This window comes from Mesorhizobium sp. M6A.T.Cr.TU.016.01.1.1 (assembly GCF_003952585.1).
Lineage (GTDB): Bacteria > Pseudomonadota > Alphaproteobacteria > Rhizobiales > Rhizobiaceae > Mesorhizobium > Mesorhizobium mediterraneum.
Genome location: NZ_CP034452.1, coordinates 4,520,419 through 4,546,271, shown reverse-complemented (window position 1 = coordinate 4,546,271; position 25,853 = coordinate 4,520,419). Strand labels below are relative to the sequence as shown.

At 64.1% G+C, this 25,853-nt stretch carries 25 protein-coding genes; 12 read left to right on the top strand and 13 right to left on the bottom strand.

Annotation, left to right across the window (positions count from 1 at the left end; translation table 11 throughout):
* Positions 1 to 8: 8 nt before the first annotated feature.
* The 6 genes from EJ075_RS21880 to EJ075_RS21855 all read right to left on the bottom strand — a co-directional run bounded on the left by EJ075_RS21880 (position 9) and on the right by EJ075_RS21855 (position 6,409).
* Positions 9 to 1,091, bottom strand: coding sequence for a branched-chain amino acid ABC transporter permease (locus EJ075_RS21880; protein WP_126105709.1), 1,083 nt, complete (start codon positions 1,089 to 1,091; stop codon positions 9 to 11).
* A 7-nt stretch (positions 1,092 to 1,098) separates the two neighbouring features.
* Complete coding sequence (locus EJ075_RS21875) at positions 1,099 to 1,986, bottom strand: branched-chain amino acid ABC transporter permease (protein ID WP_126105708.1); 888 nt, start codon at positions 1,984 to 1,986, stop codon at positions 1,099 to 1,101.
* A gap of 4 nt (positions 1,987 to 1,990) precedes the next feature.
* Positions 1,991 to 2,719 carry an ABC transporter ATP-binding protein gene (locus tag EJ075_RS21870; protein ID WP_095482747.1) on the bottom strand — a complete coding sequence of 243 codons (729 nt, stop codon included), beginning with the start codon at positions 2,717 to 2,719 and terminating at the stop codon, positions 1,991 to 1,993.
* On the bottom strand, positions 2,716 to 3,534 hold the full coding sequence (locus EJ075_RS21865) for an ABC transporter ATP-binding protein (RefSeq protein WP_126105707.1): 819 nt from the start codon (positions 3,532 to 3,534) through the stop codon (positions 2,716 to 2,718). Before EJ075_RS21865 ends, EJ075_RS21870 begins: the two co-directional genes overlap by 4 nt.
* A 90-nt stretch (positions 3,535 to 3,624) precedes the next feature.
* A complete protein-coding gene (locus EJ075_RS21860; protein ID WP_126105706.1) occupies positions 3,625 to 4,920 on the bottom strand; it encodes an ABC transporter substrate-binding protein in 1,296 nt (431 codons plus the stop codon).
* 55 nt (positions 4,921 to 4,975) lie between these two features.
* Positions 4,976 to 6,409 carry an amidase gene (locus tag EJ075_RS21855; protein WP_126105705.1) on the bottom strand — a complete coding sequence of 478 codons (1,434 nt, stop codon included), beginning with the start codon at positions 6,407 to 6,409 and terminating at the stop codon, positions 4,976 to 4,978.
* A gap of 136 nt (positions 6,410 to 6,545) precedes the next feature.
* Between EJ075_RS21855 and EJ075_RS21850 the strand changes: the two genes are divergently transcribed.
* Entirely contained in the window at positions 6,546 to 7,511 is a 966-nt protein-coding gene (locus EJ075_RS21850) for a LysR family transcriptional regulator (RefSeq protein ID WP_126105704.1), read from the top strand.
* A gap of 127 nt (positions 7,512 to 7,638) precedes the next feature.
* Entirely contained in the window at positions 7,639 to 8,646 is a 1,008-nt protein-coding gene (locus tag EJ075_RS21845) for an aldo/keto reductase (protein ID WP_126105703.1), read from the top strand.
* A 4-nt stretch (positions 8,647 to 8,650) separates the two neighbouring features.
* On the opposite strand, the gene EJ075_RS21840 is transcribed toward EJ075_RS21845, so the two are convergent.
* The 3 genes from EJ075_RS21840 to EJ075_RS21830 all read right to left on the bottom strand — a co-directional run bounded on the left by EJ075_RS21840 (position 8,651) and on the right by EJ075_RS21830 (position 12,109).
* A complete protein-coding gene (locus tag EJ075_RS21840) occupies positions 8,651 to 10,090 on the bottom strand; it encodes a LuxR C-terminal-related transcriptional regulator (protein WP_126105702.1) in 1,440 nt (479 codons plus the stop codon).
* A gap of 340 nt (positions 10,091 to 10,430) precedes the next feature.
* The gene (locus tag EJ075_RS21835) at positions 10,431 to 11,861 is read right to left on the bottom strand and encodes a LuxR C-terminal-related transcriptional regulator (RefSeq protein WP_126105701.1); all 1,431 of its coding nucleotides are present in this window, start codon (positions 11,859 to 11,861) and stop codon (positions 10,431 to 10,433) included.
* 26 nt (positions 11,862 to 11,887) lie between these two features.
* Positions 11,888 to 12,109 carry a hypothetical protein gene (locus EJ075_RS21830; protein WP_126105700.1) on the bottom strand — a complete coding sequence of 74 codons (222 nt, stop codon included), beginning with the start codon at positions 12,107 to 12,109 and terminating at the stop codon, positions 11,888 to 11,890.
* On the opposite strand from EJ075_RS21830, the gene EJ075_RS21825 reads away from it, so the two are divergent.
* From EJ075_RS21825 to EJ075_RS21815, 3 genes are all read left to right on the top strand, one after another.
* On the top strand, positions 12,108 to 12,299 hold the full coding sequence (locus EJ075_RS21825) for a hypothetical protein (RefSeq protein WP_126105699.1): 192 nt from the start codon (positions 12,108 to 12,110) through the stop codon (positions 12,297 to 12,299). The genes EJ075_RS21830 and EJ075_RS21825 overlap by 2 nt on opposite strands.
* A 224-nt stretch (positions 12,300 to 12,523) precedes the next feature.
* On the top strand, positions 12,524 to 13,408 hold the full coding sequence (locus EJ075_RS21820; RefSeq protein ID WP_245457983.1) for a hypothetical protein: 885 nt from the start codon (positions 12,524 to 12,526) through the stop codon (positions 13,406 to 13,408).
* 72 nt (positions 13,409 to 13,480) lie between these two features.
* Positions 13,481 to 14,368 carry a DMT family transporter gene (locus EJ075_RS21815; RefSeq protein WP_126105698.1) on the top strand — a complete coding sequence of 296 codons (888 nt, stop codon included), beginning with the start codon at positions 13,481 to 13,483 and terminating at the stop codon, positions 14,366 to 14,368.
* 45 nt (positions 14,369 to 14,413) lie between these two features.
* Here the strand turns inward: EJ075_RS21815 and EJ075_RS21810 are convergent, their stop codons facing one another.
* Complete coding sequence (locus tag EJ075_RS21810) at positions 14,414 to 15,835, bottom strand: LuxR C-terminal-related transcriptional regulator (protein ID WP_126105697.1); 1,422 nt, start codon at positions 15,833 to 15,835, stop codon at positions 14,414 to 14,416.
* 249 nt (positions 15,836 to 16,084) lie between these two features.
* Between EJ075_RS21810 and EJ075_RS21805 the strand changes: the two genes are divergently transcribed.
* From EJ075_RS21805 to EJ075_RS21770, 7 genes are all read left to right on the top strand, one after another.
* Positions 16,085 to 16,813 (top strand): gamma-glutamylcyclotransferase, encoded by a 729-nt coding sequence (locus EJ075_RS21805; RefSeq protein WP_095482757.1) that lies wholly within the window; start codon positions 16,085 to 16,087, stop codon positions 16,811 to 16,813.
* Positions 16,797 to 17,027: a hypothetical protein gene (locus EJ075_RS21800; protein WP_095482758.1), complete on the top strand. Its 231-nt coding sequence runs from the start codon at positions 16,797 to 16,799 to the stop codon at positions 17,025 to 17,027. The genes EJ075_RS21805 and EJ075_RS21800 overlap by 17 nt, the downstream gene beginning before the upstream one ends.
* 64 nt (positions 17,028 to 17,091) lie before the next feature.
* Complete coding sequence (locus EJ075_RS21795) at positions 17,092 to 18,636, top strand: winged helix-turn-helix domain-containing protein (protein ID WP_164547161.1); 1,545 nt, start codon at positions 17,092 to 17,094, stop codon at positions 18,634 to 18,636.
* Positions 18,637 to 18,888: 252 nt separating this feature from the next.
* Positions 18,889 to 19,839, top strand: coding sequence for a substrate-binding domain-containing protein (locus EJ075_RS21790; RefSeq protein WP_126105695.1), 951 nt, complete (start codon positions 18,889 to 18,891; stop codon positions 19,837 to 19,839).
* Positions 19,840 to 20,084: 245 nt separating this feature from the next.
* Complete coding sequence (locus EJ075_RS21780) at positions 20,085 to 21,662, top strand: sugar ABC transporter ATP-binding protein (RefSeq protein WP_126105694.1); 1,578 nt, start codon at positions 20,085 to 20,087, stop codon at positions 21,660 to 21,662.
* Positions 21,659 to 22,675 carry an ABC transporter permease gene (locus EJ075_RS21775; protein WP_126105693.1) on the top strand — a complete coding sequence of 339 codons (1,017 nt, stop codon included), beginning with the start codon at positions 21,659 to 21,661 and terminating at the stop codon, positions 22,673 to 22,675. The genes EJ075_RS21780 and EJ075_RS21775 overlap by 4 nt, the downstream gene beginning before the upstream one ends.
* A gap of 47 nt (positions 22,676 to 22,722) precedes the next feature.
* Complete coding sequence (locus EJ075_RS21770; protein ID WP_126105692.1) at positions 22,723 to 23,220, top strand: N-acetyltransferase; 498 nt, start codon at positions 22,723 to 22,725, stop codon at positions 23,218 to 23,220.
* Positions 23,221 to 23,254: 34 nt separating this feature from the next.
* Here EJ075_RS21770 and EJ075_RS21765 read toward each other — a convergent pair whose 3' ends face one another.
* The 3 genes from EJ075_RS21765 to groL all read right to left on the bottom strand — a co-directional run bounded on the left by EJ075_RS21765 (position 23,255) and on the right by groL (position 25,845).
* Positions 23,255 to 23,572 (bottom strand): DUF982 domain-containing protein, encoded by a 318-nt coding sequence (locus EJ075_RS21765; protein WP_095482764.1) that lies wholly within the window; start codon positions 23,570 to 23,572, stop codon positions 23,255 to 23,257.
* Positions 23,573 to 23,893: 321 nt separating this feature from the next.
* The gene (locus EJ075_RS21760) at positions 23,894 to 24,187 is read right to left on the bottom strand and encodes a hypothetical protein (RefSeq protein ID WP_126105691.1); all 294 of its coding nucleotides are present in this window, start codon (positions 24,185 to 24,187) and stop codon (positions 23,894 to 23,896) included.
* A 26-nt stretch (positions 24,188 to 24,213) separates the two neighbouring features.
* On the bottom strand, positions 24,214 to 25,845 hold the full coding sequence (gene groL, locus EJ075_RS21755; protein ID WP_095482766.1) for a chaperonin GroEL: 1,632 nt from the start codon (positions 25,843 to 25,845) through the stop codon (positions 24,214 to 24,216).
* Between the last annotated feature and the right edge of the window lie 8 nt (positions 25,846 to 25,853).

Below are 25,853 nucleotides of genomic sequence, written 5' to 3'. Positions count from 1 at the left end.
TCGGTCTCTCATTTTCCGGCCGCAGCCGGGCTTTGCACAATGTTGCTCACTACTGGCTTGCTGTTCGTTGGGCCGCTGCGCTTGCGCGCCAGCCAGCGGACAAGATCGCCAAAGCGGCCGACCAGCCCCTTCGGCATCAGCACCACCGACAGGGCGATGATCAGGCCGAGGCCGAGCGTGCGGAACTCGCCGCTCTCGCGCATCAGCTCGTCGGCCAGGACCAGCACCACGGTGCCGACAAGCGGTCCCCAGAACGTGCCGACACCGCCGACCACGACGATGGCGATGATGAACATCAGCTGCGACATCGACAGCACACCGGGGCCGATCGCCTGGAAATGCGCGGCATAGAAGCCGCCGGCCAGCCCGGTGAAGAAAGCGGAAATCCCAAAGACCAGAAGCTGCGCCTGGAAGCGGTTGACGCCGCGCGCCACCGCATAGCCGGGATTGTCCTTCAGCGCCCGGAAGGCGAGGCCGATCGGGCTTTTGACGATTGCGTAGGTGAAGACCATGGTGATGCCGAACAGCACCGCAATGATCGCGTAGTTACCGACCAGCCACTGCGCTCTTAGCAATGCCCTGGTGCCAAGATCGCCGAACCGGGCAAAGCCGACGGCGCCGCCGGTGAACTGGCGGCAGACCGAGCCAACCATGACGAAGCACTCGGTGTCGGTGACGATCAGCAGATACATCGTCTGGGCAATCGCTAGGGTCAGCAGCGCCACATAGACGCCAGTCAGCCGCAGGCAGGCCAGGCCAACGACGAGCGAGAACAGCACGGCGCCGAGCGCGCCGGGCACAAGCGCTGCCCACACATTCCAGCCGAAATAGAAGCAGAACATCGCCGTCGCGTAGCCGCCGAAGGCGAAGATCGCCATTTGGGCCAGCGAGAAGATGCCGGAGAAGCCGAACAAAAGGTTCCACTGCGATGCGATCGTTGCATAAAACAGCGCCAGCACGATCTGGCCGAGAATGTAGCGGCTGTCGATCATGAAGGGCAGCGCAACCGCCGCAGCGATCAGCACCAGGCTGATGGCAAGATCGGTCCTGGCTGAGCGGGACATGCGCGACATGGATCTGGTGTCTGTCATGGTGCCCTCACATGCGCCGGATTTCGGCGCGGCCGAAGAGGCCGGACGGTCGCCAGATCAGCACGGCAATGACCACGAACAGCAGCGACGGAAAGCCCCAGCGGGCGCCAAGCGCGTACTGGACGAAGGATTCGAGCAGCGCCAGGCCAAGCGCGGCGGCGACGGCGCCCGGCAGATTGCCGAGGCCGGCGACGACGCACATGATGAAGGCTTTCAGCATCGGATCGTTGCCGAGCGGCGGTGACAATTGCGTCATCGACGAGACCATCACGCCGCAGATGCCGGCGAGCGCGCCGGACAGCATCAGCACCTGCAGATAGACGCGGTTGACGGCGACGCCCATGAGCTGGGCCGCATCGCGGTTCTGCGCCGTCGCCCGGATTGCACGACCCATCCGCGTCCGGCCGAGCGCCAGCGAGACCACCACCATCATGACGACGACGACCGCGATGATCAAAAGGTTCTGCCAGGGCAGCGTCAGCGGCCCGAGGCGAAAGGCGCCGGAGATCGAGACCGGCTGCTTCAGCGGCTGTCCGCCGTAGGTCAGCAGGATCGCATTCTCCAGCGCAATGCCGATGCCGACCGTGGCGATCATGACGTTGGCTTCGAACGTCGACTTGTCGTTCTTCAACAGATTGCGCACGATCGCAAAATAAAGGATCGCACCGGCCGCGGCGCCCACGAGAATGGCGCCGGCAAAGCCAATCGCGATCGGCAGGCCGAGCGAGGTGATCACCGTAAAGGCGACATAGCCGCCAAGCGTGAGCATCGCCGCATGGGCCATGTTGAGCATGCCCATCGAGCCCCAAACCAGCGACAGTCCGACCGTCGCCAGCGCATAGAGCGCGCCGGAGGTGAAGCCGGCGACGAGAATGGCCATGAGAACGTCGGTCATGGCGTCAGCCTCCAAGATAGGTTGCGAGGAGTTCGTCGCGCGCCATCAGTTCGGCCGGCTTGCCCGACCAGACGATAGCGCCGTCGTCGAGCAGGTGCAGGCGGTCGGCGAGGTCCTCGACCCGCGCCGGGTTCTCCTCGACGAGGAGGATCGTCCGGCCGGCTTTGCTCAGTTCGGCAATGACGCCGTAAACCTGGTCGATGATCAGCGGCGCCAGCCCGAGCGACGGCTCGTCGATCAGCAGGATGCGCCCGCCCATCATCAGGCCGCGGCCGATGCCGGCCATGCGCCGTTCGCCGCCGGACAGGCTCGAGGCGACCTGGTCGCGGCGGTCGGCGAGCTTCGGCAAAAGCGTGTAGACCTCGTCCAGCCGGCGCTTGATCTCGGCCTTGTCGGGCGCCAGATAGGCGCCCATCAGCAGGTTTTCGAGCACGCTCATCTGCGCAAACAGCATGTCGCCCTGCGGCACGTGGGCGACGCCCAGCATCGCCGTTTCGTGTGGCTTTCCGGACAGGCGCTGGCCGTCGATGCTGATCTGCCCGCCGCGTAGCGGCACGAGGCCGGAGATCGTCTTGAGAAGCGTCGATTTGCCATGGCCGTTCGGGCCGACGACGGTGACGAATTCTCCGGCACGGACGGTCAGCGAAATGCCCTTGAGCACCTCAAGGCCGTCATAGCCGGAGACGATGGCGTCGAGCTGCAGGACGGGCGGTTTGGCGGCTGCGCTCGTCATTGCGCCCCCTCGACCGGGCTCGTTGCGGCCTGGTCGTCGAAGAATTTCTTCAGCCGCTTCTGCGTGCCTTGTCCCAGATAGGTTTCGACGACGGTCTGGTCCTCGGCCACCTTGTCCGGCCTGCCCTCGAAGATCACCTTGCCGTGGTGCATGATGATGACGCGGCTGGACAGCGCCAGGAGAAAGCGCATGACATGCTCGATCAGCACGATAGTCAGTCCCTGATCGCGCAATTTCAGCACCATCGCCATGATCTGGTCGATCTCGGCGACGTTGAGCCCGCCGACCGGCTCGTCGAGGAACAGCATCTTCGGCTTGGTGGCGATGGCACCGGCGATCATCAGGAGCTTGCGGTCGAGCACCGGCAGCCGCGCCACGGTCTCTTCAGCCTTGCCCGCAAGTCCGACGAAATCCAGCGCCTCCATTGTTGCCTGCCGGACATCCTCGCCGAGGCGGAAGCCGGCCAGCCTGCGCCGCTGGCGGCCGAAATAGGCGGCGATCTCGATGTTTTCGCGAACCGTCAAGCTATCGAAGGCGGCATTGAGCTGGAAGGTCCGGGCCATGCCGAGCTGGCAGATGCGGTCGGCTCCCAAAGTTGAAATGTCGGCGTCGCCGAAATGCACGCGGCCGGCGCTGGCCGGCGTGATCCCGGTCACGACATCAAAAAAAGTCGTCTTGCCGGCGCCGTTCGGCCCGCCAATGCCGACGATCTCGCCCGGATTGACCACCATCGACACGCCGTCGACGGCGGCCAGCGAGCCAAACCGTTTGACGACGCCGTCACAAACCAGCATCGGGCCCGCGGCCTCAGTCATCTCGTTTGCCTGGCACTGTTGTTTACCTGATGGCAACCGGTCGGGCGCCATGGCCCGCCGGTTTCGTTCGTTTCATTTCTACGTTCCGGTTCATTTGATCCATGGCGGCAGGATGAAGCTGTCCGTTGCATAGAGCACCGGCGCGATCAGTTTCGGATCGGTCTTGTAATCCTGATGCTGCAGGAACTGGTGCGGCATGCCGAGCGACGGATCCGCCACCTGCGTCGGGTAGCAGAACGCCGACTGACCCGCCGGATCGGCCCGGTAGGTGCCGTTGACCCCGCGATAGACCAAGCGTTTCATGGCATTGGCCACCTTGGTGGTCTGCTCCTTGTTGAACGGCTCGCCCGGACCGCCGGCGATTGCCGCCGCAAGCGCCCACATCCATAGGCCGTCATAGGTCTGCGATCCGGTGATGTAAGCCGAGTTCGGACCAAATTTCGCCCGGTAACTCTCGCGGAACGATTTGGAGAAATCGTCCGGCAGGCAGCCGATCACCGTCGAATAGACGACGCCGTTGACCGCTTCGCCGCCGATCTCGCGGAACGCGGGCAGCGACGGCCCGTACTGCATATAGATCAGACTGTTGATCGGCTCGGCGAGGAACTGGACCATGAACTGCGCCAGGTCCTGCGGCAGGAAATGCGTGACCAGGATCGCCGCCGGCGGATCCTGCCGGAGCTTCGCCAGTGTCGGACCCCACTGGTTGGTCGGGAACGGAACCGTCTCGAACAGGCTAACCTCGAATCCATATTCGGCGGCCTTGTCGCGGATCGCATTGGCGATGACGATCGAATATTCATTGGCCGACGGGATGATGGCGATCTTCTTGTTCGGCGCCTTCCATTTGCCGTCCGCGGCTAGCGTCTTGAGAAAATTCAGGCAGCCGGGACCATACCAGAATTCCGGCGGATCGCCCTGGAAGGAACTGTAGTAGCGGGCCGGGTCGGTCTTGAACTTCTCATTGTGCGAAATCAGCGTGTTGTAGTGCATCATGATGACGTCATTGTCGGCGGCGACGTCCATCTCGATCATGTTGGTGCCGAGATTGTAGCCGTTGATGATGACCGGGGCCGTGAAACGATCGATCAGGCGCTGCATCGACTGGCTGACCAGGTCGGCGCCCATTTCCTTGGTGTCTTCGATGTGGATTTCGACAGGCCGGCCGAGAATGCCGCCCGCCGCATTGATCTCCTCGGCGGCGAGGTCGAGGCCGTTCTTGAACTCGATGCCGTCGGCGGCGGCGATGCCGGACATCGGCAGGGCCGAGCCGACCGGAATGGGCGTGGCGTCCTGGGCGATCGCCGCATTGTTCATGTCGGCAAGAAGAGCAGCGCCAGCTCCCGCGCCGACTACCCCTTGCAGCATTGCACGTCTGTTGATCATGGCAAAATTCCCCTTTTTTGTCGTCGGTTACGGTCTGTTCTTTATGCGAAATAGGTCAGGCGAAATCCTTCAGGCGAAACGCTTGCGTCAGCGGCCGAAAGGCGGCTTCCAGGTCGGCCGCTGCCGAAAGCACGCGGGCATCGTCGCCGCGCGCGCTGATGATCTGGAAGCCGACCGGCAGGCCCGCCGCCGTCATGCCGCAAGGGATGACGCAGGCCGGTTGCTGGCTGAGATTGATTGGATAGCTGAACGCCGCCCATTCCGTCCAGCGCGACAGGCCGCTGCCTGAGGGAACTTCAAGCCCGACATCGAAGGCCGGAACCGATGTCCCCGGCGAGACGATGAAGTCATAGGTGTCGAGCAGCCGATCCATGGCGGCGCCGAATTCGCCGCGCTGTAACTGTGCGGCGACCAGTGCCTTGGCGTCGAACGCCGCCCCGGCCCGGGCAATCTCGAGGAAGCCCGGATCGATCCCTGCCCGTTCGTTCTCAGGGATCAGCGCCAGACGCGCAGCGGCACCGGTGAACCAATGGGACTGGAATAGATCGAGCAGATCGCCGCCGGGGAGATCAATGGGTTCGACCGTCGCGCCAAACGCGCTGAAATACGTCAGCGCGTGGGACACGGCGGCGGCGATCTCTTCATCCAGCACGCCGGATGGCGGCTTCGACCAGTAGCCGACCCGGGCCCCTTGCAGTGTCGCCTCGATGCGGCCAAGCGGTGCCAGCGTTCCCCCGCCTTGCTGCCAGTCGCTGAGATCGCGACCGGACATCGCCAGCGCCATGACCGAAAGATCCTGCGCGGTCCGCGCCATCGGCCCGATATGGGCGACGGTTCCGAACGCGCTCGACGGATAGGCCGGCACGCGGCCGAAGGTCGGCTTCAGTCCGGCGATGCCGGTGAAGGAGGCCGGGATACGGATCGATCCGCCGCCATCGGTGCCGAGGTGGAAGACGCCGGCTCCGGTGGCGGCCGCCACCGCCGCGCCGCCGGAAGAACCGCCGGGCGTCTTTTCGGCATTCCAGGGATTGCGCGTGATGCCGCAAAGCCCGCTGTCGGTGATCGCCTTCCAGCCGAATTCGGGCGTCGTCGTCTGTCCAATGAAGACAGCGCCCGCTCGGCGCAGCAGGGCAACGGCGGGCGCATCCCTGTCGCAAGGCGCAGCCGGCGTGGTCCTGCTGCCATAGCGCACGCTCCAGCCCTCGACCCAGACGATGTCCTTGAGCGTCGTCGGTATGCCGTCGGCCGCCGACAGCGGCTCGCCTGCCCGCCAGCGTTTTTCGGAGGCGCTGGCGGCCTCGATCGCAGCCTTGTGATCGATCATGGTGAAGGCGTTGAAAAGCGGATTGATCGCTTCGGCGCGGGCAAGCGCCGCCATCGTCACCTCGACGGGCGATAGCGATCCGGCGCGATAGGCAACGTTAAGCTCCGCGGCGCTCAGGCGGCACAGATCATCGGCGTCGGCAATGGGAGATATCCCATTCGGCATGCAGTTCGAACCCCTCGTTCCATGGCCACTCTTTCGGCAGCCTTGTCAGCAGAGGCAGTCTGGCGGGTTTCTTCATTTCCACAAAATGTATTATTGCGAGTAACATGCGCTATTAAATGCAACAATTGGATTTTCTATGAACCTGACAATCCGGCAATTGCGCTATGTCTGCGAGGTCGCCCGTCTCGGCAGCGTGCTGGCGGCCTCCAAGTCGCTCTACATCTCGCAATCCTCCATCCTGGCGGCGATCACCTTGGCCGAGGCCGAGATGGGGGCGCGTATTTTCGACAGGCGGCCGGCGCGCGGCGTCTCCATCACGCCGGCCGGCCAACGCTTCGTCGCAGCAGCCCGCGTCATGCTGGCGGCGGAAACGGAGTTCAACCGCTCGATCGGCGATCTCAGCGGCCGCGTGCCGAAAGTCCTGCGCATCGGCTGTTTCGAGCCGTTCGGCGCGCTATTCATGCCGGAAATGCTGCGCGGCTATCTCGATAGCGTCGGCGATGTCGAGATCGACCTGGTCGAGGCCGACCAGGTCCAGCTTCAGGAACGGCTTGTCGCCGGCCAGATCGACCTGGCCATTCTCTACGACATCGGGCCGATCGGCATCGACAGCGTCACCCGCATCTGCAAGGTACCGGCGCACGCCGTGCTCAATGCCGATGATCCCCTCGCCGCGCGCGACGGCATCTGGCTGGCGGAACTGGCGGAGCGGCCGCTGGTCTTGCTCGATCTGCCGCACACCGCAACCTATCTCCTGACCTTGTTCGACGTGCTGGCCAAACGACCGGAGGTGCGCTTTCGCACGCGCTCCTATGAAACGGTCCGCTCGGCGGTCGCCTCGGGCTTCGGCATGGCCATCCTCAACATGCGGCCGATCGGCCGGGCCACCGCCGATGGCGACGAGATCGTTCGAAAACCGATCTTCGACGAATTGCCGCCACCGACGCTGATCGTCGCCGACATGTACGGTTCGGCAAAGCCGCTCTTCGTGCGGGTCTTCATCGAGATATTCCACCGCTTCTTCGACACGGTCGGCCCGTCCGGCTTTTCGGTGACGACGCCGGAGCGCGAGCCTTTGCTGCTGGTTGCCAGGAAAGGCTGACGGCGATCCTCTTCGGCTCACGCGATCGTGCGATTTAGCCCTCAGCCGGGCGACTGTGGAAACTAAGCGAACGCTCTATATCGTCCTGACGCACACGAACCCTGACGCTTTTCCGGAGATCTCTTCCATGACCTTGAGCACACGCAAGCTGGGCAGCCAGGGGCTGCAGGTATCGGTGATCGGCCTCGGCTGCATGGGCATGAGCCAGTCCTACGGCCCGGCCGACGAGGCGGAATCGATCGCCACACTGCATCGCGCCATCGAGCTCGGCTGCACCTTCCTCGATACGGCGGAAGTCTATGGCCCGCACACCAATGAGGCATTGCTCGGCCGCGCCCTGAAGGGCCGGCGCGACGAGGTGACGATCGCCACCAAATTCGGCTTCCGTATCGAAAACGGCAAGCAAATCGGCACCGACCGCAACAGCCGGCCCGAGCATATCCGAGAGGCGGTGGAAGGCTCGCTCAGCCGGCTCGCCACCGACCATATCGACCTGCTCTACCAGCACCGCGTCGACCCGGCGGTGCCAATCGAGGATGTGGCGGGTGCTGTTGGCAAACTGATCGCTGAAGGCAAGGTGCGTTACTTCGGCCTGTCGGAAGCGGGTGCGGCCAACATCCGCCGCGCACATGCCGTGCATCCGGTGTCGGCGGTGCAGAGCGAATATTCGCTGTGGGAACGCAATCTGGAGCCGGAGATCATCCCGCTGCTCAGTGAACTCGGCATCGGCCTGGTGCCGTTCGCGCCGCTTGGCCGCGGCTTTCTCACCAGCGACGTCAAGCGCGCCGAGGATTACCCGGAAGGCGATTACCGCCGCGGCGACCCGCGCTACCAGGGCGCCAACTACGACGCCAACGTTCAGGCAGCCGGGATTGTCCGCGATATCGCGGCGGCCAAGGGCGTCAAGCCGGGCCAGATCGCGCTGGCCTGGCTGCTGCACAAGGGAACTGACCTCGGGCTGGACATCGTGCCGATCCCCGGCACCAAGCGCCGAAAGTACCTCGAGGAGAACGTCGCCGCCGCACCGATCAAGCTCGACGCCGCCGCAATGCAGGCGCTCGACGACGCGCTGGCGCCGGGCAAGGTCTCGGGCGAGCGCTACAACGAACGCGTCATGGTGACGATCGACCGGTAGGGGTCTACGGCAGCTTCGCCAGTCCGGCAGCGTGGCGGATGGCAAGCAACGCGTCCCGGTTGGTCACGGGATAGCCTGCGATGAAGCGTTCGACCGAAAAGCCTGGAAATTCGGCTCTCAAGCGAGCTGCGGCGCGCGCTGTCTCGCCGGCCTCACCCATGGTCGCATACGAAAGCGCCAGGAACATCAGCACGTCCGGCGACTCCGGCGAACTCCTGCGGAGCGCCGCGATGGCTTCGTCGTGCCTGCCGGCGACGAACAGGATGCGACCTTGCATGCCGAAATACCAGGGCGGGGCCAGTGGATTGAGGCGCATCGCACGCTCGATGAGCGGGATCGCCTCGGCCGGATCGCCGACGACAAGCGCCTTGCTGCCGGCCAGCAGCGGCAGTATGCCGGCATGGTTGGAGCCGTATTCGAGAGCGCGCCGGTGCGCGCGCTCCGCTCCTTCGAGATCGCCAAGGCATGCCCTGACATTGCCAAGGCATGCGTGAGCGCAGCTGTCCGTCGGGTCGAGGCGCAAGGCGTTTTCGGCCGCCGTCCGCCAGTTTTCGATCGACGTCAGCACGTCGTCGCCAAAGCCGTTGCAGGCCTCGACCGAGTAGGCATAGGCGAGTTCGGCCCAGCAGTTGGCGAAAGTAGGGTCAAGCTCCAGCGCGCGTGAAAACAGGCGGATCGCCTCGGCATTGCCGGCGCGGCTGAACGTGGTGTGCTGTTCGAGAGCAAGCAGATAACAGTCATAGGCCCGCAAGCTGGCCGGCGGCTTGCGGCGAACCGCATTGCGGCCGACGGTGGCAAGCGTTCCGTAACTGCCGGCGAACACATTGATGATGCTTTCGGTCAGGCTGTCCTGCAGCGCGAAAATGCCCTCGACAGGGCGGTCGTAGCGCTCCCTCCACAGGCTGACGCCGCTACGGGCATCGGCAAGCTCTATCGTCAAGCGAATCCTCTGGTCGTCCGCACGCAACTGGCCCGATACGATATAGGTGACGCCGAGCGCCTTGCCGTCCGCCGCGAAATCGGCCGGCTTGCTGCCCAGCGATTTCATCGTGTGGAAGGCGATGACAGGCAAGCCCGCGTACCGTGCCAGGTCGACGGTGATGTCCGACGACAGACCGTCGGCAAAGCGGCGCCAACGCTCTTCCGAACTCAGGCATTCGATTGGAAATATGGCGAGCATCGGCGGAGCGTCCGACGGGGGCGAAAGCCCGTCCGGCCGAGCGCCGGAAGCGCCGGCAAAATGCGCCGCGAGCCCGATCTTGGTACGCACGCCAAGTTTTTCGTAGATGGCCGCAAGGTGGGTGCGAACAGTGGTCGGGGCAATGAAAAGTGCATTGCCGATTTCGCGATAGGTCATGCCGGTTGCGAATTTCTCCGCGACCGCGCGCTCGCGGCCCGACAAAGCGTCGAGCGTCTGCGCTTTCGAAGCGTCATTGACCGTCATGATGGAAACCGCCCCAGGACAGAATACTACAAATGCAGGAGGTCGAATACTGCATCTGAATGAAAGGGCAGGTTCCGAGATCGGCGATCTGATCGCTGAACGGCGTGGATGCGGCGCATTGTTCCGTTTCGAAATGGATGTCCTGGGGCAGGATCGCTGATCAATAAGGGTCAAAGTTGCATAAATGCGGCCCGGAACTTGGGTCGCGAGGTGGTCTAAGTAATCCCAGATCGATACGAGCCGAGCCTCCATCGGTCGCGGTGATTTCTGGTTGGAGCCCGCCATGGCCGCAAGTTGACCCGGAACCGGACCTTATGCGGCAAATGTCATTCTCGATGAGTCACTTCCACGGCAGTCCTGCGGCGCTGAGGCGTGACAACAGTTTATTCCTGAACTCCGGACCGCGCGCCTGCTGCAATTGATCGACATGCTTGCCGGTCAACGTGGGCGTCTCGCGCGAGACGAACGACACGTCTTTCCGCGCAGACTTGAGATCGCCTATCCCGACGTATGATGCAGCCCGCAGGAGCCGTGCCCAGTGGTATTCAGGCAGGACCATCAGAAATCGATCAAACGAGGCAGTTGCGGCGTCATAGTTCCCCGCGGCGTATTCGGCATCGCCCCTGAACAGAAAGATCGGATGATAATCCGGACTGAGAAGGTTGGCCCGCGCGAAAGCTGCCTGTGCACCTTCGAGATCTCCGGCGTAAGTCAGCCCGATTCCCAGCCAGGTACGGCACTCTGCATCGTTCGGATTGAGTGCGATGGCCCGCCGCAGGCAGCCAAGGCCTGTCTGCAAGTTTCCGAGATAAGTCTCGGCCAATCCGAGAGCACTGTGCAGACATGCTTCCCGGTCATCGTAACGAAGTCCGGCCCGCGCCTCATCACCAGCCCGGCGAAAGGCCTGGATGGGTTCACTGGACCATCCGTTGAAGCAGGAGTGGAAATCGACCCAGGCAAGGGTCTCTCTTATCAAGGCATGGTCTGGCTCGCCAGCGAGGAGCCTTTCACAGAGGCGCCGCGCTACGCCCATGCCTTTCGCCGTCGGCCGTTCGACGTGGTAAAATGCCTTCAGATAGAGCTTGTGGCGCTGAACTGCTTCCTCGAGGGCGGACGGGCCTGCCGCGTGCTTCATTAACACCTGGAACAGGTTTCCGCTGATCACGCCTGTCAATTCGTCATGCGATGACGGCTGGGCGAGATCGTATCTTGCGCTCCAGACCTCGACTTCCTCCTGGGCGTCCACGAGATGCGCGAAGGCGTGCGTGGCCTTGTCCTGGCGATGGACCGCGACTTCCAGGACATAGTTGGCTCCCGTGGTCCTGCCGATTTCCTTGACAGTGAGATGCCGCTTCGCGAGCGCGAACATTGTGGCCGCTGCGACGATTCCGATCTGGGAGAAGCGGCCGAGCTCTGCGGTCAACGCGCGCGTCAATGCATCCGCGCCGGTCTTTGTTTTGCCGAACTGACCCTTAACCGGCATCACCGCCAGCCGCGGTTTTCCGCTTTGATGGCCGATCTCGACGTGCTGGTCCGAGCCGTTGCTAGCGCCGGAAGCGCCGGCAAAATGCGCCGCGAGCCCGATCTTGGTGCGCACCCCAAGTTTTTCGTAGATGGCCGCAAGGTGGGTGCGAACAGTGGTTGGGGCAATGAAAAGTGCATTGCCGATTTCGCGATAGGTCATGCCGGCTGCGAATTTTTCCGCGACCGCGCGCTCGCGGCCCGACAAAGCATCGAGCGTCTGCGCTTTCGAAGCGTCATTGACCGTCATGATGGAAACCGCCCCAGGACAGAATACTACAAATGCAGGAGGTCGAATACTGCATCTGCCCGATCCCGCTGCAGGCGCACAAATTGCACGATCGCTTCCAGCAACAAGCTGCAATCAGGGGAGGTTTCCATGCGTCCTGTTTCCATAGTGCTGGCATGCACGATCTTGAGTCTTTCCGCCGCCCAGTCGCCGTCGTTCGCAAGAGGATGCAGGCAGGCGCTGGAATCGGATGTGAAAATCGCGAGCATGCGCCTCTATGCCGACATCCTGGCCAATGCCGCCCGCAACGGCTGGGACTACACGCCTGAATCGATCGTCAGCGGCTCAAAGCGGCATTTCGAGGAAATGAAGCTCCAGTTGAACGACGCCGGCTATGAGATCGTCCCCGTCGGCGTCCGCCTGTATTGCAAACGGTTGGACAAGCTGGCCGCCCGCTAGCAACCAGCGATCCGCCCTTTGCGGCGCAAGCTTCGGCAATGTTGAGCAGAAGACCGTGCCGGATCATCACGATCCGCTCAGCGCCGTGGGCTGTCAACGAGCGTCCATGAACCTTCCCGATGCTGCCGCCGGACAGCCCAGGCGACACCTCAGGCAAAACGCGTCGGGCGGGCAGCAAACCATCCCACCACCCACTGGACGTCGTAACTCATGAGGGGGATTTGATGAGGCTCGAAGACGACCATGCGCCACTCCGCCTGGACCATGCGCTGTACCATTTGGACGGCACGCCAGCCTGCCGGCGCAACGCCTCGGCGCTGGCCGATGTCCTGTCCTTCGAACCGTCGATACTCGACGAAAAACCGTTACCGAAGCTGCGGCCGAAAAGCGCTATCCTCGATTGGTATCGGACGGTGCGGGCTCTGCCGCGGCTTACCGCGGCAATCCGCTCACGCATGGCCGGTCCCGGCGGATATTACAATCTCGGCAATGCGCTCGGGCTGGTGACGGGTGTCACGGTCCAGATCGTCGCCGTGCCGCGGGGTTCCGGCCTGAGTGGCTCTGCCGCGCTCCTCGATTATTTCGCCGGCAGCATCGCCGCCATGGCACTGACACTGGCCACGCTGGTCTTCTTCTACAGCGGCGAAATCTACTGCCGCGCCTGGGCTGGAAAGCCGAGCCCCGACGCGTCCCTGAACCGCCTTGGCGACGTGCTGTCGGGGGTCGGGGCGATCGGGCTTGGCATCGCCCTGTTCCTGTTCGGTGAGCCTGTGCTTGCGGCGACCTCGGGCCTGCTGCATGCACTCGGCAAGTTTGGCAGCGCTTTCGCTGCCGGCAGGCCGTTGCCCGGCTGGCAAGCCACCTGGCCCGACCCGTTCCGCAGCGCCGTTCTGGCCAGCCGCCTGCCGGCGATGGTAGCGGCAGCGGCGGGGATCGGCGGTGCCTTGCCGCCGGTGTGGTCGGGCGCTTCCTCGACGCTCGTTGCTGCGCCGCTGACATTGCTCGTCTGCTACCTGCTATGGGCAAAGGCCGACCTGCTGCTGCTCCAGGACGGGCGAGCCGAGCGCGCGCTGGCTTCGCACGCCGGGAACCGCCGAGACGCAGTGTGACGCTCGCATCGGCTTTCCATCAACCGACCTGCGATCCGCCCTTTGCGGCGCAAGCTTTGTCGAGACATTGATATGTCGAGGGCGCAGGCCAACTGTCTGCTTCTGCTTGCTGCTGCCTTTTGGGGCTTCGGCAATGTTGCGCAGAAGACTGTGCTGGATCATCTCGATCCGCTCAGCGCCGTGGGCATGCGCTGCCTGATCGCGGGGCTCATGGTCGCGCCGCTGACGATGCTCGAATGGGGAAGGAAATTCGGGCCTGGCTATTGGATGAGCCTCACCAAAGTCAGCGTTCTGTTTTCGATTTCCATCATCGTCCAGCAGATCTCCTATCTCGACACCTCGGTTACCAATGCCAGCTTCCTGGTGAGCACGGCAACGGTGATGACACCGCTCGCGGCCTGGTTCCTGATTGGCGAGCGTCCGAATGCTGTCGGCGGGCTTGCGGCTGCCATGACATTGGTCGGTGTCCTGCTGCTGTCCGGAGGCTTGACCGCCAGCTTCAGCCAGGGCGATCTCGCTGCGATACTTTCGGCCGCGTGCTACGCGCTTTGGATGGTGGAGCTTGGCCGCCACATGCAGACCCACGGCGCGCCGGTCGCGACGGCTGCCGCGCAATTCCTGGGCGCCGCCGTGATCACTCTGCCGTTCGGCGCTCTTCAGGGTAATTTGTCGCTGGCCGCCGTCAGCGATGCAGGTCCGGAACTCGCCGTGCTCGGCATCTTCTCGACCGGTGCCGCCTTCGGCATCCAGACGATCGCTCAACGCTTCACGTCGGCCAGCCATGCCGCCGTGATCGTCAGCGCGGAGAGCGTATTTGGAGCGATTGGTGCGGCAATATTTCTGGGCGAGCGGCTGTCGCCGGTCGGAGCAGTCGGCGCTGCGGTCGTATTTGCATCAATCACCTTGCTGTCGCTGACGACCGACAAATCCGAAATCAGTAGGCCGGCGGTCGCAGATTGAGAGATTATCGGGGCAATACGGAGTCGCGGACTCCTCGGCAAGGCCTCAACCTAGCCTTGCCAGCTTTGCGGCGTCGCGTATGGCTTGCACGGCATGCGGGTTTGTCACGGGATAGGCTGCGATGAAGCGTTCGACCGAAAAGTCCGGGAATTCAGCTTTCAAGCGGGCTGCAATCCTGGCCGCCTCGCCGGTCTCGCTCACGGCTGCATGCGCCAGCGCCAAAAACATCAGCACGTTCGGAGAGTCCGGCGAACCTCTGCGGAGCGCCGCGACAGCTTCCCGATGCCTGCCGGCGGCAAACAGGATGCGGCCTTGCATGCCGAAATACCAGCGCGGGGCCAGCGGATTGAGGTGCATGGCGCGCTCGATGAGCGGGATCGCCTCGGCCGGATCGCCGGCGACAAGGGCCTTGCTGCCGGCCAGCAGCGCCAGCGTGTCGGCATGGTTGGAGCCGTATTCGAAGCCACGCTGATACGCGCGCTCTGCCCCCTCGAGGTCGCCAAGGCATCCCCTGAGATCGCCAAGGCAGGTGTGGGCGGTGCTGTCCGTCGGGTCGAGCCGCAAGGCGTTTTCGACCGCCGTCCGCCAGTTCTCGATCGAGCCCGGCACATCGTCGCCAAAGCCGTTGCAGGCCTCGATGGAATAGGCATAAGCAAGCTCGGTCCAGGCCCTCACCAGAGTGGGGTCAAGTTCCAGCGCCCGTGAAAACAGGCGGATTGCCTCGGCATTGCCGGCGCGGCTGAACGTGTTGTGCTGTTCGACGCCAAGCAGATAAAGGTCATAGGCGCGCAGGCTGGCGGGCGGCTTGCGGCGGACCGCATTGCGGCCCACCGTGGCGATCGCCCCAAAACAGCCAGCAAGGACATTGATGACGCCTTCCGTCAGGCTGTCCTGCAGCTTGAAAACGTCCTCGACCGGACGGTCGTAGCGCTCGCTCCAAAGGCTGACGCCGTTCTCCGCATCGGCAAGCTCTATCGTCAACCGAACCCGCCGCTCTTCGGCGCGCAACTGGCCCGACACGATATAGGTGGCGCCCAGCGCCTTGCCGTCCGCCGCGAAGTCGGCCGGCTTGCTGCCCAGCGATTTCATCGTGTGGAAAGCGATGACGGGCAAATCCGCGTATCGCGCCAGGTCGATGGTGATGTCCGACGACAGACCGTCGGCAAAGCGCTTCCAGCGCTCTTCGGAATTCAGACATTCGATCGGGAATATGGCGAGCACCGGCGAGGCGTCGGACAAGGACGGAGCCGGCTGCGCGCTGGTGGCGCCGGCAAAATACGATGCGAGAGCGACTTTGTTGCGGACGCCAAGTTTTTCATAGATCGAGGCGAGATGGGTGCGGACGGTCGAGGGGGCGATGAACAGCGCCTCGCCGATCTCGCGATAGGTCAGGCCGGCGGCAAACTTCTCCGCGACCGCGCGCTCGCGGTCGGATAGAGCCGGCGAAGACGTCGCGATGCGGTTCATGGCAAATTTCCTGCCACCGGACGGAGAGACGGGTTCAACTGCTGCCGACGCAGGATACTACAAATGGAGAACCCTAAACACCGCATCTGGCCGATTGTGATGTCGCGCTTCGAAGCCGAAAGCTTCTCGCACGCCGCTCCGACCAGCCGCTGCGCTCCATTCGATTTCAGCACAATATCAGCATCCGTTCAGGACGCGGAGGCCATGTCGCGGCGATGCTCTCTCGGGAGACAAACCCGATGAGCGGCCATGACAATCGCCCTGACAGAAGACCTCCTCGCCAGGATCGATCGCAAGATCGAAGACGCCGGCTCGGCGCCCGGACTGCGCAATCTGGAGGATCGTGACTATGCCGACATTCGCACGCAGCTGCTTGCGGGACGCCCGCGTGACGTTTGGGTGTTCGCCTATGGCTCGCTGCTGTGGAACCCATGCTTCGAATTCGTCGAGGAGCGACCGGCGACCGTGCATGGCTGGCATCGGCGATTTTCGCTGTGGCTGACCCGCTGGCGCGGCACGCGCGAGCGGCCCGGGCTGATGCTTGCGCTCGACCGTGGCGGCAGCTGCCGCGGTGTCGTCTACCGTCTCCCCGACCTTGATATCGACGCGGCAATCGACCGGCTGCTGCGCCGTGAGATGAGCGCCAACCCGCCGACCAACATTCCGCGCTGGATCTCGGTTCGAGGCGCGGCTGGGAATTTTCGGGCCATCGCCTTCGTCGCCGACCGGAATGGCCCCGCCTATGCCGCAGGCCTTAACGAGCAGACCACGGTGGAAATCCTGTCGCTCGCCGCCGGCCACATCGGAAGCTGCGCCGACTATCTGCGCCGCACCGTCGTTCAGCTCGAAGCCCGCAACATCCGCGACGCCACGCTATGGCGGCTGCAGGGCAAGGTCGCCGCCTACCTCGGATCACTGCAATCCGGCACGCCCTTGCCGGCACCAACCCTGGAGATCGAACATGCATGCGAAGGTTGAGGAACCATTCCTCCCGTCGGCTCTGGCACGGGAAGCGGTGCACCGGATCCTGTCGACGGGCAACGTTGAATTCTGTGGCGGCGAAACGGCTCAGATGCTGCACTATCTCGACCTGCTGACGCCGAGTGAGACAGCCATGATCCCTGCCAAAACGATTCCTGCAGAAACGAGGCCGCGCCTGTGGCAGCGCCTTTCCGGCATCTTTCGGGCTTGACCTTTACAGGCTTATGCGGCTCCGATGATCGCTGCGCAATCAGGCGCAGCGGTGGTGCAGGAGCTTGGCACACCAGGTCGGCAGCTCGGTTCTCGATCTCGACCGCGGCACATTGCGGCGTGACGGCGAGATCGTGCCGGTGCGGCCAAAGACCTTCGACCTGCTGGCCTTCCTGGTGCGCAATCCCGGCCGAGTGCTGAGCAAGGACGAACTGTTACAGGCGGTCTGGCCCAGCACCATCGTGACAGAAGATTCGCTCACGCAATGCATTCGCGATGTGCGCAAATGCATAGGCGACGAGACGCAGTCGCTGGTTCGCACCGTGCCCCGGCGCGGCTACATGTTCCAGGCTGCCGACGACGGTCTGTCCGCTTCGCTGCCGCCGGCCACGGCTGCGGTTCAGATTGAACGCGCGCCCGAGCCGATGGTCGCCATCCTGCCGTTTCGCGTCAACCTGGACGATGCGACGGCAAAGCCGCTCTTCGACGGCGCGGTCGAGGAGATCATCAACGCGCTTTCCTACTTCAAGACCATCGCGGTGCTGGCACGCCATTCGGCCTTCGCGCTTGCCGAACATTCCGACCAGGACATCTGGGCGACCGCCGAGCGCCTCGGCGCCGACTATGTTGCGGAAGGCAGCGTCGAGAGCGCCGACGGCGGCTACAGCACGCACGTCGTCCTGTCCGAGACAGCGTCCGGCCGGCGCATATGGGCGCAGACGTTTTCGTTCAGGACCAGCGATATCTTCGTCTTTCAAAGGATGGTGGCGCAACGGATTGCGACCGCGCTGGTCGCTAATATCGAGAGCGCTGCCATGCGGCGCACATCCCCGGCGCCCGCCGCCAACGTCGAAGCCTATGTCCACATCCTGCGCGGCATGGCGCTTCTGCGCAGCTATGGCGAGGGCGTCAACCAGCAGGCCCGCGAACATTTGCTGAAGGCGCTCGAACGCGATCCGGATTCGGGGCTCGCTCACGCCTATCTCGCCTTAGCGGACATGATCATAGGCGGCTATGGCGGCGCGCCTCGCGCCTTGCTTGATCAGGCGCGGGACCGTGCCCTGCACGCCACGGCACTCAGCCCGGACGAGGCACGTTGCCACCGCATCCTGGCCTTGATCCTTATCTACCTGGCCGAATTCGACGCCGCCGCACGCCATTTCGCGCGCGCATTGGATCTTAATCCCTACGACGCCGACACGTTGGCCCAGACGGGCTTTTTCGAGGTCATACGCGGTCATGGCGAGACCGGCCTGATGCTGCTGGACCAGGCGATCCAACTCAATCCGATGCATCCCGCCTGGTATCATTACGACCGGGGTGAGGCCCTGCTTGTCCTTGGTCGCTACCCGGAAGCGGCGGCGTCTTTTTCCTGCCTTCCGCGAAAGAGTGCCTGGCAATGGGCGCGGCTGGCTGCCTGTCACGCGCTTGACGGCAATATCGACAAGGCAAGGGCCTGCACCAGGGAAGGCCGCCGCCTAAATCCCGGCCTGACCGAACAGGCAATCATGGCGGACCTTCACATGATGCGCTCGGAAGATCGGGAGCGGATACGGTCCGGTCTCGAGTTGGCTGGATGGGATGACGCGCAAATGCCGACAACATCATGAGCAGCACCGGCGGCGCTGGGCACATGACGCGGCCCCGAGTCGAATCCGCCCGTTCTTGCGCAAACCTCCGGCCTTGGCTAGCATCCGCCCGCAGGCACCGAGCGGAGGAGAACGTCGCGGTGGACCGGCTGGAGCGCCGTTGCGTCCCCTTGGGCGCTCAAAGACACTCCATTTCTAGATCGACGCATGAACCTGCCGGAGACCCATTCCGGTTTTCGGGGTCGTGCGCTCATGGTGGAGGAGACTAAATTGATGAACAGACGTGAATTCCTACTGTCGTCCGTGGCGATGAGCACATTGGCGCTGGCCGCTCCGCAACCGGCATTCGCCCAGGACAAACTGACCATTCTTGGTTCGGTGCCGAGCCTCGGCTTTCCGTTCTTCGTTCACATGCTGAACCAGATCAAGGCGGAGGCGCAGGCGCAAGGCGTCAACCTGACCGAGAGCGACGGCCAGAATTCGGCACCCAAGCAGACCGCCGATATCGAGGCGGCGCTTGTGCAGAAGGTCGACGCTATCGTCATCTCGCCGCTCGACGTCAACGCGCTGGCGCCGGCCATCGAGCAAGCCGTCCAGGCCGGCATTCCCGTCGTCACCATCGACCGCCGCGTCGACGGCGTCGAAGGCATCCTCGCCCATGTCGGCGCCGACAACGTCAAGGGCGGCGAGGCTGAGGCGCAGGCCATGGTGGCGGCGTTCCCGAACGGCGCCAAAATCTTCCATCTGCAGGGCCAGCCAGGTGCTGGGCCCGCGATCGACCGCAACAAGGGCGTGCACAATGTTCTCGATCCGCTGAAGGACAAATACCAGATCATCTTCGAGCAGACCGCGAACTTCGCCCGCGCCGAGGCGCTGTCCGTCACCGAAGCCGGCCTTGCCGCCAACGGCAAGCCCGACGCGATCATCTGCGCCAACGACGACATGGCGCTTGGCGCGGTTGAAGCCTGTGCGGCGCGCAACTTCACCGACGTCAAGATCTACGGCTTCGATGCGCTCCCCGAAGCGCTGGTCGCCGTGCGCGACGGCAAGCTGGCCGGCACGGTCGAACAGTTCCCCGGCGAGCAGTCGCGCACCGCGGTGCAGATCGCCGTCGCCTATGCCAAGGACAAGACCGAGCCCAAGGAAAAGCTCGTGCTGCTGACGCCGATCGTCATCGGCAAGGACAATCTCGATAAGGCTGAAAGGCTTGGCGAGACGAAGTAGGAGCACAAAAGGGGCGCACAGCAGCAAAAGTAGCGTTCTGTCGCGCCCCCCTCTGCCCTGCCGGGCATCTCCCCCACTTGGGGGAGATCGGCAGCTTCGCCGATAGCGCCTTTTTTGCAACGCAGGAGATTGGCGAAAGCCAAGGCGACATCCAATCTCCCCCCTCGTGGGGGAGATGTCCGGCAGGACAGAGGGGGGCGCTGTCCCGCCAGCCTGCGTGGGAATCGGAATTCAAGGAGGATCGCTTGTCTCCAGCAGAAGCCGCAGCGCCGTCGCTATCCCCGGCCCTCCTCGCCGTCGAGGGCGTGACCAAGCGCTTTGCCGGCGTGACCGCGCTCAGCGATGTCTCGCTCGAAGTTCGGCCCGGCGAAATCCTCGGCCTGCTCGGCGAGAACGGCGCCGGCAAGTCGACGCTGCTCAAGATCCTGTCCGGCGTGATGCCGCCCACCAGCGGCCGCATCGTCTTCGACGGCGTCGAATTCGCTCCGCACAATCCGCAGGACGCCAAGCGCCTCGGCATCGTCACCATCTACCAGGAACTGAGCCTGATCCCGACGCTGACGGTGGCGGAGAACATCTTCATCGGGCGCGCGCCGCTCGGGCCGCTCGGCCTGGTGAGCTGGCGGAAGATGGAGGAAGCCTCCCGCGGCATCATCGCCCGCGTCGGTCTGGATCTCGACCCGGCGACGCCGGTGTCGGCACTGTCGGTGGCCGAGCAGCAGCTGGTCGAGATCGCCCGGGCGCTGTCGCTGAAGAGCCGCCTCATCATCATGGACGAGCCGACCTCGGCGCTGACCGAAACCGAAGTGCAGAAACTGATGTCGATCATGGGCCGGCTGCGCAAGGACGGCGTCGCCATCATGTTCGTCACCCACCGGCTGGAAGAGGCCTCTGCCATCTGCGATCGCATGACAGTGCTGCGCGACGGCAGGTTGGCCGGCCATCTCGATCGCGAGGGCGGGCCAATCAAGCTGCCGAAAATCATCGAGAAGATGGTCGGCCGCGCCGCATCCGAGCTTTATGCCAGGCCGACACTGCGCGACGTCGCCGGCGACGTCAGGCTCTCGGTGCGCGGACTGCGCACCGTGCGCGATCCGCAGGCGCCGCACGCGATCGTGCTCGAAGGCGTCGACCTCGATCTCAAGGCGGGCGAGATCCTCGGTGTCGCCGGCCTCGTCGGCTCCGGCCGCACCGAGCTTGCCCGCGCCATCTTCGGCGCCGACCGCATTGCCGCCGGCACCATCACGCTCGACGGCAAGCCGATCGCGCCAGCATCGCCCGCCGACGCCATCGCGCTCGGCATCGGCCTGGTGCCGGAAGACCGCAAGCATCAGGCGATCTTTGCCGCGCTTGGCATCCTGACCAATTTTTCGATCGCGGCACTCGGCCGCTACTCCAACGCCGCCGGCTTCATGACCGAGCGCCGCGAGCGCGAAGCGCTGGCAAGCTACAGGAAGACCCTGTCGATCCGCATGGCCTCGCCCGAGCAGCCCATCGAGGGGCTGTCCGGCGGCAATCAGCAGAAGGTCATCCTTGCCCGCTGGCTGGCGCGCGACCCCAAGGTGCTGATTGTGGACGAACCAACGCGCGGCGTCGATGTCGGCGCCAAGGCCGAGGTACATCAAATCCTGGTGCAGCTCGCCGCGCGCGGAATCGCCATCATGATGATCTCCTCCGAATTGCCCGAAGTGTTGGCGGTATCGGACAGGATCGTTACCATGCGGCGCGGACGCATCACCGGCGAGATGCCCGGCATCGAGGCGACAGAGGAAAAACTGATGGAACTGATGGCGCTCGATCAAAAGCAGGAAGCGACGCAATGACCAGCACGACCGAACAGAGCCAGCGCGGCGGCATCAATGTCGCGCGCCTGCTGATGAGCTTCGGCCCGCTGATGTTCCTGGCGCTGCTGATCGTCGTCTTCACCGTGCTGAAGCCGAGCTTCATCGACCCCATCAACATCTTCAACATCATGCGGCAGATCTCGATCACCGGGCTGATCGCGCTCGGCATGACCTTCGTCATCCTCACCGCCGGCATCGACCTGTCGGTCGGCTCGCTGCTGGCCTTCTGCGGCATGGTCGCGGCGGTGGTGGCCAAGGGCGGCACCGCCAACACGCTGTCGCTGTCGACGTCTGGCACCCAAGGTTTTGGCTGGTTCGCCGCACTTCTGGCCGCCGTCGTCGTCGGTGCGCTGGCCGGCGGCGTCCAAGGCTTTGCCATCACCAGGCTGAAGGTGCCGCCTTTCGTCGTCACGCTCGGCGGCCTCACCGTGTTTCGCGGCCTGACGCTGACGATCTCCAATGGCGGCCCGATCTCCGGCTTCGATGCTTCGATGCGCTGGTTCGGCACCGGCCTGATCGGCCCGGTCCCGGTGCCCGCGATCATCTTCGCGGTGGCGGCGATCCTCTGCCACATCGTGCTGCGCTACACGCGCTACGGCCGCGCCGTCTACGCCGTCGGCGGCAATGCTGAGGCAGCAAGGCTGTCAGGCTTGCGCGTCGACCGCATCCTGATCTCCGTCTACGTCATCGTCGGCTTCTTCGCCGGCCTTGCCGCCTTCGTGCTGTCGGCGAGGCTCAATTCCTCGGAAGCCGTCGCCGGCATCGGCTACGAGCTGACAGTGATCTCAGCGGTCGTCATCGGCGGCACCTCGCTGTTCGGCGGCATCGGCTCGGTCGGCGGCACGGTGGTGGGCGCGGCGCTGATCGGCGTGCTGCAGAACGGGCTGCAGTTCAACAACGTCTCGTCCTACACCCAAAGCATCGTCATCGGCCTTATCCTCATCCTCGCGGTAGCCTTCGACCGCTGGCTGAAATCGCGAGTGAGGCGGTGATCCGAGGAGCGAAGGCTGCGATGCAATAAACTGCCGGGGAGGTAGCGATGACCCAGATCAGAACCATGACCGAAGAGGACGTGCCGTCGGTATCGCAGCTCCTTGGCGAGTCCTGGCGCCGCACCTATTCGCCGATCATCGGCGCCGAGACCACGGCACGCATCTCGGACGGCCGTCACGCGCCGCAAAAGATCGCGGCGGAACTGGCCGACGACAACAAGATGTCGTTCGTCGCGGAACGGCCGGACGGCTCGATTGCCGGCTACGCGATGGCCGAAATGGACGAAACCGGCGACGTCATGCTCGACCGGCTCCACATCGACAAGAGCGAGTTCGGCACGGGGCTGGCCGCCGATATGCTGCATGCCGTCCTTGCCGCCCATTCGGGCATCCCCAGCATCGCCCTCGAAGTGATCGAAGGGAATGACCGGGCGATCGCATTCTACCGCAAGCACGGGTTCGAAGTGGTCGAGCGCAGGCCTGCGTCGCACGGCGTGGAAGGCCATGCGTCATTCATCATGCGCAGGCTGCTGCCACGGGCTTAGCACAGGTTTCCCCGCGCTCGCGATTTTTCGTCCGTCAAGCGGGTGCGTTCACACGCGGCGAACGCGTCGCCCAATCGGCAATCGTCCCACCCGCGACCGGTGAACTCGTCTGCGGCGCGAGGAGATTGTTGCGGCGGGCAACCGCCACGAATGTCGCCCGCGCCGTCTCGGCGTCGATCTCGCCGTCCATCGCGGCCCGGCAAGCCTTGGCGGCGATGTCATGCGCGGCCGTCCGGCTCGCCGCCGGCCAGTCGGCAAGCAGCGCATAGGCTTCAGCGCCGCTTTCTATCTTCGACGGCGTGCCTAGGCCGGTAAGGATGGTGACCGGCTTTTCAAAAGAAGAACGATCCATGACACTCTCCTTTCGGAGTTCAACTGTTTCCATTCCGGGTTCAAGAATCTGGCCGGGTTCAAGAATCTGGCCGGTTCCGCGCGAATTTCGGACGCAGCTGACATCAGGATAGAAGACGTGGCGCCGGCGAGCCGGCGAGCCGGCACGGCCGGCGTGCTCGGCCGTGGTAGCGACCGATGCGCCTTGACCAGCGCCTCCAGCCAGGCCACCACGCCGAGAGGCGGATGCTCGCGCCCGCAGAGCCAGTTCCTTGCTCTGGAGACCGCATAGCCCGCCTCTTCGGCGAAATCGGTTTCCGACCATCTCAGCAGGCGCAGGCACTCACGCATCCGCGCCGCAATCATCTCCTCTGCCCCCTTTGCCGGCTCCCAATCGCTGAGCCGACAGGAACATCAGCGTAAAGGCCGCCTTGCGGCGATCCCAACCGGCCGACTCGACTGCGTCAAGCAATCCGTCGACAAGCGGCGCCAGCGCCGTCTTGCACTCCGTTTCATAGTTGAAATCGGTCCTGGGAAGGGTCGGCGCGGCGATCTTTCCAAAACTGTTCATCATGTCCATGGCAACACCTGCATATGGTCCGGGCACGACCGTGCGCGCCTTCGCATCGGCGGGCACGGTCGTTTGTCCTCAGAGGCCTGGCGTCAGTAATCCATGCCGGCACCGGCAGGCATCGCCGGCGTGGCCCCTTCCTTCTTCGGCTTCTCGGCCACCATCGCCTCGGTGGTGACGAGTAGGCCGGCGACAGAGGCGGCGCCCTGCAGCGCAGTGCGCACGACCTTGGCCGGATCGATGACGCCCTGTGCGTAGAGGTCGCCGAACTCGTTGGTCTGCGCGTTCCAGCCATAGCCGAAGTCGGTCGTCTCGCGCAGCTTGCCGACGATGATCGAACCTTCCGCACCGGCGTTCTCGGCGATCTGGCGCACCGGCGCTTCGATGGCGCGACGCACGATGTCGACACCGGTCTTCTGGTCGGGATTGTCGACGGCGACGTTGTCGAGCGCCTTCGCCGCCCTGAGCAGCGCCACGCCGCCGCCGGGCAGGATGCCTTCCTCGACCGCCGCGCGTGTGGCGTGCATGGCATCGTCGACGCGATCCTTGCGCTCCCTGACCTCGATCTCTGTCGAGCCGCCGACGCGGATGACGGCGACACCGCCGGCGAGCTTGGCCAGCCGCTCCTGCAGCTTCTCGCGGTCGTAGTCGGAGGTGGTTTCCTCGATCTGCGCCTTGATCTGGCTGATGCGCGCCTGGATTTCATCCTTGCGGCCGGCACCGTCGACGATGGTGGTGTTCTCCTTCTCGATCAGCACCTTCTTGGCGCGGCCAAGCATCTCCAGCGTGACGTTCTCAAGCTTGATGCCGAGGTCTTCCGAGATCGCCGTGCCGCCGGTCAGGATGGCGATGTCTTCCAGCATGGCCTTGCGGCGGTCACCGAAGCCCGGCGCCTTGACGGCTGCAACCTTCAGGCCGCCGCGCAACTTGTTGACGACCAGCGTCGCCAGCGCCTCGCCCTCGACGTCCTCGGCGATGATCAGCAGCGGCTTGCCGGATTGCACGGCGGCCTCGAGCACGGGAAGCATGGCCTGCAGGTTGGAGAGCTTCTTCTCGTGGATCAGCACATAGGGTTCTTCAAGTTCGACCCGCATCTTGTCCTGGTTGGTGATGAAATAGGGCGAGAGGTAGCCACGGTCGAACTGCATGCCTTCGACCACTTCCAACTCGGTCTCAGCGGTCTTGGCCTCCTCGACAGTGATGACGCCCTCATTGCCGACCCTTTCCATCGCCTCTGCGAGGAAACGGCCGATCTCGGCATCGCCATTGGCAGAGATGGCGCCGACCTGGGCGATTTCGTCGTTCCTGGTCACCTTGCGGGCATTGGATTTCAGGTCGGCGACGACGGCGTCGACCGCCTTGTCGATGCCGCGCTTCAGGTCCATCGGGTTCATGCCGGCAGCGACCGCCTTGGCCCCTTCCCTGACAATGGCCTGAGCAAGAATCGTCGCGGTCGTGGTGCCATCGCCGGCGGTGTCGCTGGTCTTCGAGGCGACCTCGCGCACCATCTGCGCGCCCATGTTCTCGAACTTGTCCTCAAGCTCGATCTCTTTCGCCACCGTCACGCCGTCCTTGGTGATGCGCGGGGCGCCGAACGACTTGTCGAAGACAACGTTGCGGCCCTTGGGACCGAGCGTCACCTTCACCGCATTGGCGAGAATATCGACGCCGCGCAACATCTTCTCGCGGGCTTCGGTATGGAATTTCACATCCTTGGCAGCCATTGGATAAC